Here is a 14,515-nt window from a genome sequence, read left to right on the forward strand (position 1 = left end):
TATTATACTCAGCAGATAGTCTTCGCAGTATGACAGATTTCAGGTATTAGCTTCAATTTTTAACGAATAACTGCGTGACGCTCGAATTCTTTCTCACAATACTTACACGTTAATACCACATCATTGGCAAGTTTCTTCACACGGAAACTGCTTTCTACTGGTTCATTATGACTAATACAGTTGCTGTTAGGGCATGGCACCACATTTTCTAGTAATTCAGGTAGGTTTAGCGCCATTTTATCGACGACTTGATAATCATCGATAATATTAACGGTAGCTTGTGGCGCATACATTGCTAATTGGTTTGCTTGTTCTGAGGTTAAAAAAACATTTTCAATTTTAATTAAATCTTTTTTCCCTAAATTTTCAGAGGGTAAATTAAAACCGACGGTTATTCTTTCTTCCGTTTCCGTTAAGCGAAATAAAGAAAGAATTTTAAAGCCCACCTGCGCTGGAATATGATCAATAACAGTCCCGCGTTTGATTGCTTCAACTTTTAATTTGTGATCATGAGTCATGGTGTGCTCCTTATTAAAGATTGATATTTTTATTAAGAACTAAGGCAAGCAATGCTTGACGAGCGTAGATACCGTTACCTGCTTGTTGAAAGTAGTAGGCGTAAGGTGTTTTATCGACATCTGTCGTAATTTCATCAATACGTGGTAGAGGATGTAATATTTTGAGCGTCGATTTGACGTTAATTAAATCACCACTCGTTAAGATAAATTGTGCTTTAACACTGGCGTATTCTGAAGGATCTAAGCGCTCTTTTTGTACTCGGGTCATATATAAAATATCAAGTTCTGGCATCACTTCATCTAGTGATTCATGCTGGCTGTATTTCACGCCATTTTCTTCTAGTAAATGTAAAATGTGCTCTGGCATCGCTAAGACTTTAGGAGCGATAAAATAGAGATGATTACCCGTAAACTTTGCTAAAGCCTGTGCCAGTGAGTGGACTGTTCTGCCATATTTTAAATCGCCTACCATGGCAATATTAAGGTTGTCTAAACGTCCTTGAGTCTCTCTAATCGTAAATAAATCAAGTAGAGTCTGAGTTGGGTGTTGATTAGCACCATCACCGGCATTAATCACAGGAACCTGGCCTGAGAACTCAGAAGCCAGACGAGCAGCTCCTTCTTGAGGATGGCGCATAACTATTGCATCAGTGTAGGTGCTAATTACTGAGATAGTATCTGCTAGTGTCTCACCTTTTTTACCTAGCGAGGTATTGGCACTATCAGAAAAACCCACAACCGATGCACCAAGGCGTTGAATTGCAGTTTCAAAAGAGAGACGTGTTCGTGTTGATGCTTCAAAAAAACAGCTCGCAATCACCTTTTCTTTTAAAAGTTCATGATTAGGGTGTCGCTTTAGTTTTTCTGCAACTTGGAGAACACATTCTAAATCTTCTCTGTCTAGATCATTAATGGAAATAATATGCTTTTTATAGAGCGGATTATTCATTAGAGTTCTCCTTTGTGTAATAAACAGTGTGATGGGAATTTTGGATAGACCAAAAAAAACCCCTCAAATAGAGGGGTTCTAAAAATAGATGATTGGGAGAAAAGACAACGCGCATATTCCCCAATGTTGGGGCTCTTTACAGATATAAACTGAAATAGTTGCTGTCTCATCATTCCTCCTGACAAATTGTGGCGCATTATACCCATCTCAATATAGTACGCAAGCGATTGCGTGTAAATTTAGCAAAAAAATATTTTTTAATTTAAAAATCAATCATCTTGAAGAGATATGAGAAAAGCCATCCTTTTTTAGCAGATAAATAAGGATGACTTTTGCATGAATATGTCTATTAGAGTGCCTTAGAAAGCGTGGCGACCATAACGGCTTTGATTGTGTGTAAACGGTTCTCTGCTTCATCAAAAACAATGCTATATTTTGATTCAAACACGTCATTTGTTACTTCAAAACCTCCATATAAATCAAATTCTTTAGCAAGCATCTTACCCATTGTCGTTTCTTCATTATGAAATGCTGGCAAACAATGCAAGAATTTCACATTTGGATTTTTAGTTAAAGCGATAATATCCATATTCACTTGATAAGGTTTAAGCAAAGCAATACGCTCTTTCCATACTTGTTTTGGCTCGCCCATAGAAACCCATACATCGGTGTACAGGAAATCAGCGTGTTTTACGCCTTGCTCAATATTTTCTGTGAGTGTGATTTTACCGCCATTTTGTTGTGCTATTTTTTGGCATTGTTCAACTAATTCGGCACTAGGCCAGCATGCTTTTGGTGCAACTAATCGTAAATCCATGCCTGTTAAAGCTGCCGCTTCCAACATCGTATTTCCCATATTGTTTCTAGCATCCCCTAAATAAGCGAAAATTGTTTCTGATAGAGGTTTTGTTTGATGCTCTGTGATAGTGAGTAAGTCTGCTAAGAGTTGGGTTGGATGAAATTCATCGGTTAATCCGTTCCATATAGGAACACCTGCATATTTTGCTAATGTTTCGACCGTTTCTTGGCTATAACCACGATATTGAATACCATCATACATACGACCTAATACACGAGCTGTATCTTTAATAGACTCTTTATGACCAATTTGGCTACCGCCGCCAAGATAAGTCACATTTGCACCTTGATCAAAGGCGGCAACTTCAAAAGCACATCGTGTACGAGTTGAATCTTTCTCAAAGATAAGTGCGATATTTTTTCCAGCTAAGTGCGGTGTTTCAGTCCCTGATTTTTTAGCTTTTTTGAGTTGTGCTGACAAATTGAGTAGCTGTTGAATTTCTTTAGGTGAAAAATCCAGCAAACGTAAGAATGATTTCTGATAAAATGGGTTCATAATCACTATCCTATAATTGAATTTATATTCAATTTAATATAATAAATATTCACTATCAACCCTAATAAAGATTTTTCCTTTAAAAGGTAAAGAAACATAGAGAGCAGATTAAGTATGGTGTGTTGATTCGGCCTGTGGGAGAATGCATAAGATCCTTTTCAGACTATTATGGAGCATGATGATGGCGGACAGCAAAGAGTTAGCGGAACAACGTGAAGAAACACGTCTGATTATTGAAGAATTACTCGAAGATGGTAGTGATCCTGACGCGCTATATGCTATTGAACACCATATCTCTTGTGAAAATTTTGAAACATTAGAAAAAGCCGCTGTTGAAGTATTTAAGTTAGGTTATGAAGTAACAGAGCCTGAAGAGATTGAAGTAGAATCAGGTGAGATTTTAGTCTGTTTTGATGCGGTTAGTGAAAGCGGTCTTAATGCTGAATTAATTGATGCTCAAGTTGAGCAATTAATGAATTTAGCTGAGAAAATGGGTGTTTATTACGATGGTTGGGGGACATATTTTGAAGATCCCAACGCTGAGTATGAAGAAGATGGTGAAGATGAAGGCGACGAGCACGAAGCATCAGAGAAGTCATCTCGCTTACATTAATTTTTATTAACCGTTTTCCCTGATTTATCAGTATAAAATAATAACACCAGCCACAGCATTATGCTTAGTGACTGGTGTTATTGGTTTTAACGCCAGAGGATTACTTCATCTCACCAAATTGGCCATTGTCATAATCATCGAATGCACGTTGTAATTCTTCTTGTGTATTCATTACAAAAGGCCCTTGCCCTGCAATAGGCTCATTAATGGGCTCACCACTTAATATTAATACAATAGTGTCTCCCATTGATTCTAACATCAATGTTTCACCATCATTGTTTAATACGACCATCTCATGTTGACGGGCAATCTCACTGTCATTGATATGCACGGCACCTTTGACAACAAACAGCATTGCGTTATGGCCTTCTGGAATGTGGTAATGAGAAATACCTGCATTATTTAAACGCACATCCCAGACATTTAGCGGTGAATATGTCATCGCAATACCCTGGGTATTGGCGTAGTGTCCTGCAATGACTCTGACATAACCTTGGCTATCAGATAATTGCACAAGTGGAATAGCGTCTGATTTCAGTGCTTGATAACGAGGTTGTGTCATTTTATACGCAGCTGGCAGATTAACCCAAAGTTGCACCATTTCCAGCATACCACCTTCTTTAGTCATTTTTTTAGAATGATACTCATTATGTAAAATTCCAGATGCTGCGGTCATCCATTGCACATCGCCTGCATAAATTGTTCCTTCATGGCCTTTAGAGTCATGGTGAGAGACTTCACCTTGATAGGCAATAGTCACCGTTTCAAATCCACGGTGTGGATGAGTTCCAACACCTCTAGCATTTGTAACAGGTTTGAATAAAGTTGGCTCAGCATAATCCATTAACAGAAATGGGCTATATTTTTCACTGTCTTTTTGATAGGAAAATAGTGTACTCATAGGAAAACCATTACCCACCCAGTGTGCGTTTGGTGCTGTAATAATATGATTAACTTGTCTGATAGCCATGATACTTCTCCAATTTAAGGAAAGGGAACAATCATCAACACAACAGGAGGTCATAAATTCGATTGCGATCCCTTAATAGTCGCTATCATAAAGTGTTTATTATCTAAACAACATAGGGCGGGTTTGTTGATAATATTCAAAAAATATGAATAAGATAATGGTATGAATTTAATATTAATTTTAGCTGGTGGAATAGATAAGGAATTAATTATTGTTTTTTTGTTATATGAAAAGTCATAAAATAATAAAAACCCGTATATAAAAATACGGGCATTCTGAAATATTCAATATATTAAAGAGTATTATTGCTAATAACAGTATTTATAGCGCTTTTAACATACGAATTTCGCAGTCGCTATGACCTGTATTACCTAACGGTTTATCAATAAATTCGAATCCTAGTTTTTCGTATAAGCCAATTGCCGCTTTTAACATATCCGTTGTTTCTAAATAACAGTGCTTAAAGCCTTGCGCTTTAGCAAATTCGAGTGATTGCTGAACAATTTTTTTCGCAATACCTTTGCCTCGTAATACGCAAGACAAATACATTTTTTGTAATTCACAGGTTTGCTGATCACCACCAGCAAGTGGTGCAACGCCGCCGCCGCCGACGATTTTGCCCTCCATTTCAACAACCCAGTAAGCACTACGAGCTTGGCTATAAACTTCGTATAGAGTATCTAAAATAGGATCAGCAACGGCGAATCCTTTATCTGCGGTTAAACCATGTTCAGCAGACACTTCACGAATAACATGAGCTATGCCAGTATTGTCTTTTGCTTCAATGGTTCTGATTGTGATATTTGCTGTTGTATTTGAGTTTGCAGTCATAGTTGTACTCATCGTTTTATTTATTAGTAGAATATTTTTAAATAACTAGTGAGATATCACCAGAAAGGAATGTCTTCATTTGAATGTAGCGAGTTTCGCTACCAAATTATCTTAATTAATCTAATTTAATTAGATTACTTTTCAATTTATTAGCAGAATAAAATTTTGGGTAATGGGGAAGAAACAAGATGAAAAATACCGAATAAGGAATAATCTAATTATATATTCACTGTTAATAGTCCGTTCTTAAAGTGAAAAGTTGTTTTATGCTGGGCTGATATCAATAAAAATTAAATAAATAGTATAAAAAATAAGCCCACATTTAATGTGGGCTTATTGATAGGCTTTTATTTGTGATTACACATTATGCTTATAGCGTAGCGATAGAGACTTTCTGTGCAATGAGCTTTTCTTTTGCACTTAAACAATTGGCTAAACGTTCACGCTCTTTAGCAACAACCGCTTCTGGTGCACGTTTCACAAAGCCATCGTTAGATAATTTGCTATCTAAGGTCGTGATGTCTTTCTCGACTTTTTCAATTTCTTTATCTAAACGAGCAAGCTCGGCATCTTTATCAATAAAGCCCGCCATTGGAATAAGTAATTCAGCACCGTTAACAAGCTTAGTGACTGATAATGGCGCAGTTTCACCTTCAGCTAATGGTCTAATATCCTCAAAACGTCCCATGGCTTTTAAGAAACTGATATTATCGCTAACGCGACGTTTCGCTGTATCATTCGCATCACGTAAAAGAACTTCAAGCAACTTGCCTGGTGCAATATTCATTTCGGCACGAATATTACGCACTGCAACGATAACCTCTTTGATCCACTCAAGATCATTAAGCGCTTGTTCATCAGCAAGGTTTTGATCAAAAGCAGGGAAAGGCTGTAGCATGATAGTTTCGCCTTCAATGCCTTTCACTTCTTTTACACGTTGCCAGATAGTTTCTGTGATAAATGGAATGATAGGATGAGCGAGACGTAATAAGCCTTCTAACACTTCAATTAGCGTATGGCGTGCAGCACGTTTTTGTGCATCATTTCCTTTGTGTACCGCAGGTTTTGATAGCTCAAGATACCAGTCACAGAATTGATTCCAAGTGAATTCATACAAAATACCCGCAGCAATATCGAAACGATAGTTATCTAGCGCTTCACGGTATTCTTTTACGGTATTGTTAAATTCAGCTAAGATCCAACGATCAGCCAGTGAGAATGTCATCTCACCACCTTGATAACCACAATCTTGATCTTCTGTATTCATCAGAACAAAACGGCTAGCATTCCAAAGCTTATTACAGAAGTTACGATAACCTGAAAGACGTTTCATATCCCAGTTAATATCACGCCCTGTTGATGCTAATGCCGCTAAAGTAAAGCGTAAGGCATCTGTACCATGAGCCTCAATACCTTCAGGGAATTCTTTACTGGTACGTTTAGCAATTTTTTCAGCCATTTGTGGCTGCATCATATTGCCAGTACGTTTTTCTAACAGGGCTTCTAATGAAATGCCATCAATCATATCTAAAGGATCAAGAACATTACCTTTAGATTTAGACATTTTTTGGCCTTCTTCATCACGAATAAGCCCTGTCATATAGACCGTTTTAAATGGTATTTGTGGCTTACCGTCTTCATCTTTGATGAAGTGCATGGTCATCATGATCATGCGAGCAATCCAGAAGAAAATAATATCAAAACCACTGACCAATACATTAGTTGGATGGAATGTTTTCAGTGCTTCTGTATTTTCAGGCCAGCCTAAGGTTGAGAAAGTCCATAACGCAGAAGAGAACCACGTATCTAATACGTCTTCATCTTGGCGTAATGCAACGTCTTCACTGATATTGTTTTCACGACGAACTTCTTCTTCATCACGGCCAACATAGACATTACCTTGGTTATCGTACCAAGCTGGGATACGATGTCCCCACCACAATTGACGAGAAATACACCAATCTTGGATATCATTCATCCATGAGAAGTACATATTTTCGTATTGTTTTGGTACAAATTGGATATCGCCATTTTTGACTGCTTCAACAGCAGGTTTCGCTAAAGGGGCAGCGCGAACATACCATTGGTCTGTTAATAATGGTTCAATTACCACACCACCACGGTCACCATAAGGTACAGTCAGGTCATGAGGTTTAATTTCTTCAAGTAAACCTAGTTGCTCAAATTCAGCCACCATCGCTTTACGTGCTGCAAAGCGTTCCATGCCTTGGTAGGCTTGTGGAATTTCAGTGCTGTAAACGTCAGATTCAACACCATTGGTGTCTAACACTTCTGCGCTAACGCGGATATTACCATCAAAATCCATGATATTAATCATGGGTAATTGGTGACGACGTCCAACTTCATAGTCATTAAAATCGTGAGCAGGGGTGATTTTTACACAGCCCGTTCCTTTTTCCATATCCGCATGTTCATCAGCTAAGATAGGAATACGACGATTTACGATTGGTAGAATAATTTCTTTACCAATTAACGCTTTATAACGAGGATCTTCAGGGTTAACTGCAACACCTGTATCGCCTAACATCGTTTCAGGACGAGTGGTTGCCACAATGAGGTAATCTTTACCTTCAGCCGTTTTAGCACCATCTGCTAATGGGTAGCGAAGATGCCACATGGATCCTTTAACTTCACGGTTTTCAACTTCAAGATCAGAAATCGCCGTGTGTAATTTAGGATCCCAGTTAACAAGGCGCTTACCACGATAAATAAGATCTTCTTTGTGTAAACGGACAAAGGCTTCTTTAACGGCTTTAGATAAGCCTTCATCCATTGTGAAACGTTCACGTTCCCAATCAACAGAGTTACCTAAACGGCGCATTTGATTTGAAATGTTGCCACCTGATTCGGCTTTCCATTCCCAAATCTTATCAATAAATGCATCACGGCCATAATCATGGCGATTTTTACCTTCTTCAGCCGCGATTTTGCGCTCTACAACCATTTGCGTTGCGATACCGGCATGGTCAGTTCCTGACTGCCATAAGGTATTTTTTCCTTGCATACGTTGATAACGGATCATGGTATCCATAATGGTTTGCTGGAAAGCATGGCCCATATGCAGGCTACCTGTGACGTTTGGCGGTGGAATAACGATACAGAAGCTTTCTTGGTTTGTATCGCCATTCGCTTTAAAATAGCCGTTTTTTTCCCAATGCTGATACAAAGATTGTTCAATCTCTGTCGGATTATAAGTTGTGTCGAGCGATGGCTCTTTAGGTGCGGATTTATTTTCCATATTCTTTACGTATTTAATAGGTTGGCGGCGTAGCCATAGTCAAAGTAAAGCCGACGCTACGATATATTTTATATCGTTCACGCGCCAACTGTTTCAATTGTTCATCAATAGGTACGAAGTCTATCACTTCATGGAAAGCTGTGGCAAAGTCTACAAATTGTGTTTGCAAATTAATTAAGAGATCACGAGGTGCATTTCCACGTTTTTCTGGCCAACATAGTTCAACAGGCGAGCCATAACGCGGGCCTTCTCCTGCGAGATTATGAGGCACAAATTGGTGAGGCTCTCTTGCCCATAATGCTTCATCTAATCGCTCTGCTTGAGCTTGAGACTCGCAAACGAGCAAAATACGCTTACCTAATCGCCAATGTTCAGCGGCAAGTTGGCAAGCAAGCCATTCATGAGCCTGTAATGAATCATCAACAAGAGGGTGTTCCATTAAATAAAATGTAGCACTTTTCATGATATCTCGATAACAGAAGGGTATTGCGTTGCAATACCCTTCTTAGTGTATGCTCTGTATTCCCTTAATTATGCGGTATTACTCGTCGCTATTCAAACCTGCACGATTAAGTAAGAACTGAGATAATAAAGAAACTGGACGACCTGTAGCTCCTTTTGCTTTACCTGAGCGCCATGCTGTTCCTGCTATATCTAAATGAGCCCAATTATATTTGGTTGCAAAGCGAGCTAAAAAACAACCTGCCGTAATAGCACCACCTGCACGACCACCAGTATTGGCTAAGTCAGCAAAATTTGAGTCAATTTGCTCATAGAACTCATCACCTAGAGGTAAACGCCATGCACGATCGCCTGCTTGTTCTGAAGCATTCATTAATTCATGTGCTAATGGATTATGGTTAGACATCAATCCACTATAATGATTACCTAAAGCAACAACACAAGCACCCGTTAATGTTGCGATATCAATAACGAGTTCTGGCTCAAAACGTTCAACGTAAGTCAATGCATCACATAGCACTAAGCGACCTTCGGCATCTGTATTTAGCACTTCAACCGTTTGACCAGACATTGTTGTAAGGATATCACCAGGACGATAAGCTTTACCACCAGGCATATTTTCACAGCCAGCTAGTACACCAATAACATTAATCGGTAGTTTTAGCTCAGAAACAACACGCATCACGCCGTAAACAGTTGCAGCACCACACATGTCATATTTCATCTCATCCATACCATCAGCTGGTTTGATTGAAATGCCTCCTGAGTCAAACGTTAGCCCTTTACCGACTAATACGATAGGGCGAGCATCAGGGTCTTTATTGCCTTTGTATTCAATAATCGACATTAAAGATTCATTTTGCGAGCCTTGGCCGACAGCAAGATAAGCCGTCATGTTCAGTTCTTTCATTTGCTCTTCGCCAATAACACGCGTTGAGACATGAGGTGCTGTATCTGCTAATTGGCGAGCTTGAGAGGCTAAATAAGCTGCATTACAAATATTCGGTGGCATATTTGCAAGATCTTTACAGGCTTTGATACCTGATGCGATAGCTAAACCATGAGCGATAGCACGTTCACCGCTTGTTAATTCACGACGAGTTGGAACATTAAAGACCATCTTGCGTAATGGGCGACGTAATTCGCTCTTATTACTTTTAAGTTGATCGAAGGTATAGAGGCAGTCTTTTGCAGTCTCAACTGCTTGACGTACTTTCCAGTAATTATTACGGCCTTTAACATGTAACTCAGTTAGAAAGCATACTGCTTCCATCGAGCCTGTTTCATTTAGCGTATTAATTGTTTTTTGAATAATTTGCTTGTATTGACGTTCATCCAACTCACGCTCTTTACCACAACCAATCAGCAAAACGCGCTCAGAGAGAACATTCGGTACATGATGAAGCAACAATGATTGACCCACTTTACCTTCTAATTCGCCACGGCGTAATAAGGCACTGATGTAGCCATCACTGATTTTATCAAGTTGCTCCGCTATCGGAGATAAACGACGAGGCTCAAATACCCCCACGATAATACAAGCGCTGCGTTGTTTCTCTGGGCTGCCACTTTTTACATTAAACTCCATGCGTTCTCCTGAATATTAAAGACAAAAACGGAAAGTATCGTTTACAATAACGAACCGCATTAATCTACCCCATAGAAAGTTTACTTTTTATGTTAAGCTAAATGCATTAATTGAATAAACTAATTTAGCTAACTTATAAGCTTGTTCTGATTGGGAACCTGTTTATAGCATGTTTTGATATCATTTGGGCTGCAAGAATGTCTAACTGAGATGCACAAATGATAGATATACAACGAAGTTAGCGATTTTCCTGCAAAAAGACAAGTTTTCACAGGCATAACTAGCGTGATTATAATTCGATATTTAGCTCGGGAAACCCTTAAAAGTCAGATAGCCATCTTATTTATTTTGATGCTGATTTTCTTTAGCCAGAAGCTGGTTGAAATTTTAGGGGCAGCAGTAGAAGGAAATATTCCTACAAATCTTGTGGTTTCTCTGCTTTGGCTAGGGATCCCCGAGATGGCACAGCTTATTCTTCCATTAAGCCTTTTTCTTGGCCTTCTGATGACTTACAGCAAACTTTATGTTGAAAGTGAGATAACCGTCATGAGTGCCTGTGGAATTGGTAAAAAAACACTGATACAAGCAGCGCTACTTCTCTCATTATTGACGAGTGCATTAGCCGCTGGGAATGTGATTTGGCTTATTCCTTGGTCAACAGTCCATCAAGAACAGGTGCTTGAAGATGCGAAAGCAAACCCAAGTTTAGCTGCATTGATGGAAGGGCAATTTAAAATGTCCAACGATCGCAATATGGTACTTTACCTCGGTAGTGTAAAAGGTAGCCAATTCCAAGATGTATTTTTGGCACAATTACGGCCAACTAACGATCAGAGACCTTCGGTTGTGGTTGCTAATAAGGGCTACACTAAAGAGCTACCTAATGGTAATCAAATCGTCGTGTTGAGTGAAGGAACTCGATATGAAGGTACTGCGGTACTACGAGATTTTCGTATTACTGATTTTACTGATTATCAAGCGGTCATCGGTCACAGAGAATCAACAATAAGTAGTAATCGCGTTGAACAAAAAACAATGACAGAACTTTGGCACTCAACAGAACTTGAATCGATTGCTGAATTTCACTGGCGTTTAACCTTGATTTTCTCTGTTGTGGTAATGGCACTAATGGTTGTTCCTCTTAGTGAAGTTAATCCACGTCAAGGACGTGTGTTAAGCATGTTGCCTGCGATGTTGCTCTATTTAGTCTTTTTCTTACTACAAAGCTCATTACGCTCAAGTGGTGAAAAAGGAAAGGTTGATCCATTAATTACAATGTGGGCTGTAAATGGGGCTTATTTGGCATTGGCTATCATATTAAATATATGGGATACCTTGCCAATGCGTAAATTTCGCGCTCGCTTTAAGAAAGGAGTTGCCTGATGTTTGGTGTATTAGATAGATATATCGGGCGTACTATTTTACAGTCTATTTTGATGACACTTTTCATGCTGGTTTCTCTTTCTGGCATTATCAAGTTTGTCGATCAGCTTCGTAAAGTAGGTCAAGGAGATTTTACCACCCTTGATGCGGGCATTTACGCTATCCTTAATGTACTAAAAGATGTACAAATCTTTTTTCCGATGGCCGCTTTATTAGGTGCTTTATTAGGATTAGGTGCATTAGCAACGCGTAGTGAGCTTGTGGTCATGCAAGCTTCTGGATTTACTCGCTTGCAAATTGCAGGCTCAGTAATGAAAACGGCAATTCCATTGGTTATATTGACAGTGCTTATTGGCGAATGGGGTGCACCACAAGGTGAGCAATATGCCCGTAATTATCGCGCTGAAAAAATCATGGGTAATTCATTAGTCTCAACTAATCGTGGTATGTGGGCGAAAGATGGTAACCAATTTATCTACATCAATCGGGTAAAAAATCAAAATGAGATGCAAGGTATCTCTTTATATGATTTTGACGATAATAGAAAATTAACTTCAGTTCGTTATGCTTCAAGTGCCGTTTACGATAAAGATAAAAAAACGTGGATGCTTAATCAGGTCGAAGAATCTGATTTAACAGATAGTCAAAAAATCACAGGTAAAAAACTTATCTCATTAGAATGGAAAACGCGTTTGAGCCCTGAAAAACTCAGTGTTGTAGCGCTTGATCCTGATGCATTATCTATCAGCGGATTATATCAATACGTAAAATACTTGAAACAAAGTGGACAAGAATCAGCGAACTATGAGTTGAATTTTTGGAAAAAAATCTTTGCGCCTATTTCAGTTGCCGTCATGATGTTAATGGCACTTTCCTTTATTTTTGGACCATTACGAACTGTTGCAATGGGATTAAGAATAGTCACAGGGATAGCCTTTGGTTTCTTATTCTATATTGTCAATGAAGTATCTGGTCGATTAAGTTTGGTTTATGGTATTCCTGCTGTATTGGCCGCGTTAATTCCTGGCTTGCTCTTCTTGATATTAAGCTTGTGGTTATTGATGAAACGTAATCGCTAAAGATTAGCTTTGTAATAAGATGATTAAGACAAAAAAAGCGCCTTTGAGAATATCAAGGCGCTTTTCTTATATGAGATTTATGAGATTTTTATTAATAAAAATCTTTCGCAAGAGCTCGTACTAATGCATTTGTGCCTTGTGTCACTTCACTAAATTTCGTGCCATTAGATTTACGTGTAATAACAACGAATACACCAATATTTAGCTCAGGAATAGTTGCCATATACGTATTAAATCCACCCCCACCTCCTGTTTTTTGATAAATAGCAGGAATACCGTTAGCGGGTGCCATATAAACCCAACCTAGACCAATACCATCAGCACGGCCTGCTACGTCCATACCTTCAATTGAAGATAATCGACTCCGTGGGAAATAAACAGATTGTTCTTTGCTTGCAGTTGGTTTTCTCATCGAAGTCGGTGAGGTTAGAAACTGTTGCATCCAACGCTTCATATCTGCTGGTGTTGAGTAAACACCACCACTCCCTGCTGCCGCTAAGGTATCAGAACAAGGACTTGGCTTGTAACCAATTAGCAAGCGCTGACATTGTGCTGGTGTGGGTGTCAGCGTTGTATCTCTCATACCTGCGGGTTGTGTGACATACTGTTTTAGAAGCTGAGGATAACTTTTCCCTGAGGCTTTTACTAATGCATCAGCTAATAAATCGTAGGCGAGATTAGAATAAGAGGCACGACTACCTGCAGGCGTTGTTAGTGTTGCTTTTTTTAGCCAATCCCAACGATCACCATGAGTAGGCCAAATAAAAACAGGTCTTCCCCATTTACCACCCGGTTGTTCACGAGGAAAACCACTAGTATGACTCGCTAAATGATATAAACGAATTGGCGATTGAGCGCTAGCGACGGGTATGTTTACACCATAATAATTATATTTTTGCAGAGGATCTGTAACTAAAAGTTTGCCATCGTCTTGTAATTTCAACATTACTTCGCTGGTCATTAATTTAGTAATTGAGGCAATACGAATAAGAGAATTCATTGATGGCGCATTACGACTATCTGGTGTCGTAGTACCAAAAGAGCGCTCCATGGATTGTGCATTATTAATCAGCACGATGACCATACCTTGAGGATTACTTTTTTGATAAATTTGAGACGCGTATTTATCAAAAAGTGCACTCGTATTGCTCTTATTGGACGTTAATGCAGATGGCCATTGTGTTAATTCAGGAACATTATTATGTTGATTAAATGCAGGAGGTACAGAAGAGCTTGTTATTGGTTCACGATGGCTGCAGGCATTTAATGTCAGTAATGCCACAGGAACCCATAAATATTTTAGAAGATGTTTTTTCATTTTATGATCAACAAAATAAGTGAGGTGGAAGGGAAAAGATCAATACAATCAGCCTATACTTTTACTTTATAAAAATCTTATTTTATTATTTTTTGTTTTTATTCATTAGTTTAAGTATGGCACCTAAGAGCAGACCAATAAAAATACCCGCGAAAATCCAGCTAACAATTCCCATAACATCACCTTTTCTA

General features: G+C 38.8%; 12 protein-coding genes. 3 read left to right on the top strand and 9 right to left on the bottom strand.

Annotation, left to right across the window (positions count from 1 at the left end; genetic code table 11):
- Window positions 1-59: 59 nt before the first annotated feature.
- From pyrI to argF, 3 genes are all read right to left on the bottom strand, one after another.
- Complete coding sequence (gene pyrI, locus M983_RS10010; protein ID WP_066749950.1) at window positions 60-518, bottom strand: aspartate carbamoyltransferase regulatory subunit; 459 nt, start codon at window positions 516-518, stop codon at window positions 60-62.
- A 13-nt stretch (window positions 519-531) separates the two neighbouring features.
- Complete coding sequence (pyrB, locus tag M983_RS10015) at window positions 532-1,467, bottom strand: aspartate carbamoyltransferase (RefSeq protein WP_066749951.1); 936 nt, start codon at window positions 1,465-1,467, stop codon at window positions 532-534.
- 349 nt (window positions 1,468-1,816) lie between these two features.
- A complete protein-coding gene (argF, locus tag M983_RS10020; protein WP_066749952.1) occupies window positions 1,817-2,821 on the bottom strand; it encodes an ornithine carbamoyltransferase in 1,005 nt (334 codons plus the stop codon).
- 181 nt (window positions 2,822-3,002) lie between these two features.
- On the opposite strand from argF, the gene rraB reads away from it, so the two are divergent.
- A complete protein-coding gene (gene rraB, locus M983_RS10025; protein WP_066749953.1) occupies window positions 3,003-3,434 on the top strand; it encodes a ribonuclease E inhibitor RraB in 432 nt (143 codons plus the stop codon).
- A 100-nt stretch (window positions 3,435-3,534) separates the two neighbouring features.
- Here rraB and M983_RS10030 read toward each other — a convergent pair whose 3' ends face one another.
- From M983_RS10030 to pepA, 5 genes are all read right to left on the bottom strand, one after another.
- Entirely contained in the window at window positions 3,535-4,398 is an 864-nt protein-coding gene (locus tag M983_RS10030; RefSeq protein ID WP_210433240.1) for a pirin family protein, read from the bottom strand.
- A 327-nt stretch (window positions 4,399-4,725) separates the two neighbouring features.
- Complete coding sequence (locus M983_RS10035; RefSeq protein WP_066749956.1) at window positions 4,726-5,235, bottom strand: GNAT family N-acetyltransferase; 510 nt, start codon at window positions 5,233-5,235, stop codon at window positions 4,726-4,728.
- A 370-nt stretch (window positions 5,236-5,605) separates the two neighbouring features.
- Window positions 5,606-8,494 (bottom strand): valine--tRNA ligase, encoded by a 2,889-nt coding sequence (locus M983_RS10040; protein WP_066749958.1) that lies wholly within the window; start codon window positions 8,492-8,494, stop codon window positions 5,606-5,608.
- A 13-nt stretch (window positions 8,495-8,507) separates the two neighbouring features.
- A complete protein-coding gene (locus tag M983_RS10045; protein WP_066749960.1) occupies window positions 8,508-8,957 on the bottom strand; it encodes a DNA polymerase III subunit chi in 450 nt (149 codons plus the stop codon).
- A gap of 78 nt (window positions 8,958-9,035) precedes the next feature.
- Window positions 9,036-10,544, bottom strand: a complete 1,509-nt coding sequence (gene pepA / locus M983_RS10050) for a leucyl aminopeptidase (protein WP_066749962.1) — start codon at window positions 10,542-10,544, stop codon at window positions 9,036-9,038.
- A gap of 285 nt (window positions 10,545-10,829) precedes the next feature.
- On the opposite strand from pepA, the gene lptF reads away from it, so the two are divergent.
- Entirely contained in the window at window positions 10,830-11,927 is a 1,098-nt protein-coding gene (gene lptF / locus M983_RS10055; protein ID WP_066749964.1) for an LPS export ABC transporter permease LptF, read from the top strand.
- On the top strand, window positions 11,927-13,006 hold the full coding sequence (gene lptG / locus M983_RS10060) for an LPS export ABC transporter permease LptG (protein ID WP_066749965.1): 1,080 nt from the start codon (window positions 11,927-11,929) through the stop codon (window positions 13,004-13,006). The genes lptF and lptG overlap by 1 nt, the downstream gene beginning before the upstream one ends.
- Before the next feature lie 91 nt (window positions 13,007-13,097).
- On the opposite strand, the gene ampH is transcribed toward lptG, so the two are convergent.
- Entirely contained in the window at window positions 13,098-14,324 is a 1,227-nt protein-coding gene (gene ampH / locus M983_RS10065) for a D-alanyl-D-alanine-carboxypeptidase/endopeptidase AmpH (RefSeq protein ID WP_066749968.1), read from the bottom strand.
- Between the last annotated feature and the right edge of the window lie 191 nt (window positions 14,325-14,515).

Origin of the sequence: Proteus myxofaciens ATCC 19692, assembly GCF_001654855.1 — a bacterium.
In the GTDB taxonomy this organism is placed as follows: domain Bacteria; phylum Pseudomonadota; class Gammaproteobacteria; order Enterobacterales; family Enterobacteriaceae; genus Proteus; species Proteus myxofaciens.

Coding starts and splice junctions, on each gene's coding strand:
- pyrI (WP_066749950.1), bottom strand. CDS start 518: ATGACTCATGATCACAAATTAAAAGTTGAAGCAATCAAACGCGGGACT.
- pyrB (WP_066749951.1), bottom strand. CDS start 1,467: ATGAATAATCCGCTCTATAAAAAGCATATTATTTCCATTAATGATCTA.
- argF (WP_066749952.1), bottom strand. CDS start 2,821: ATGAACCCATTTTATCAGAAATCATTCTTACGTTTGCTGGATTTTTCA.
- rraB (WP_066749953.1), top strand. CDS start 3,003: ATGGCGGACAGCAAAGAGTTAGCGGAACAACGTGAAGAAACACGTCTG.
- M983_RS10035 (WP_066749956.1), bottom strand. CDS start 5,235: ATGACTGCAAACTCAAATACAACAGCAAATATCACAATCAGAACCATT.
- M983_RS10040 (WP_066749958.1), bottom strand. CDS start 8,494: ATGGAAAATAAATCCGCACCTAAAGAGCCATCGCTCGACACAACTTAT.
- M983_RS10045 (WP_066749960.1), bottom strand. CDS start 8,957: ATGAAAAGTGCTACATTTTATTTAATGGAACACCCTCTTGTTGATGAT.
- pepA (WP_066749962.1), bottom strand. CDS start 10,544: ATGGAGTTTAATGTAAAAAGTGGCAGCCCAGAGAAACAACGCAGCGCT.
- lptG (WP_066749965.1), top strand. CDS start 11,927: ATGTTTGGTGTATTAGATAGATATATCGGGCGTACTATTTTACAGTCT.
- ampH (WP_066749968.1), bottom strand. CDS start 14,324: ATGAAAAAACATCTTCTAAAATATTTATGGGTTCCTGTGGCATTACTG.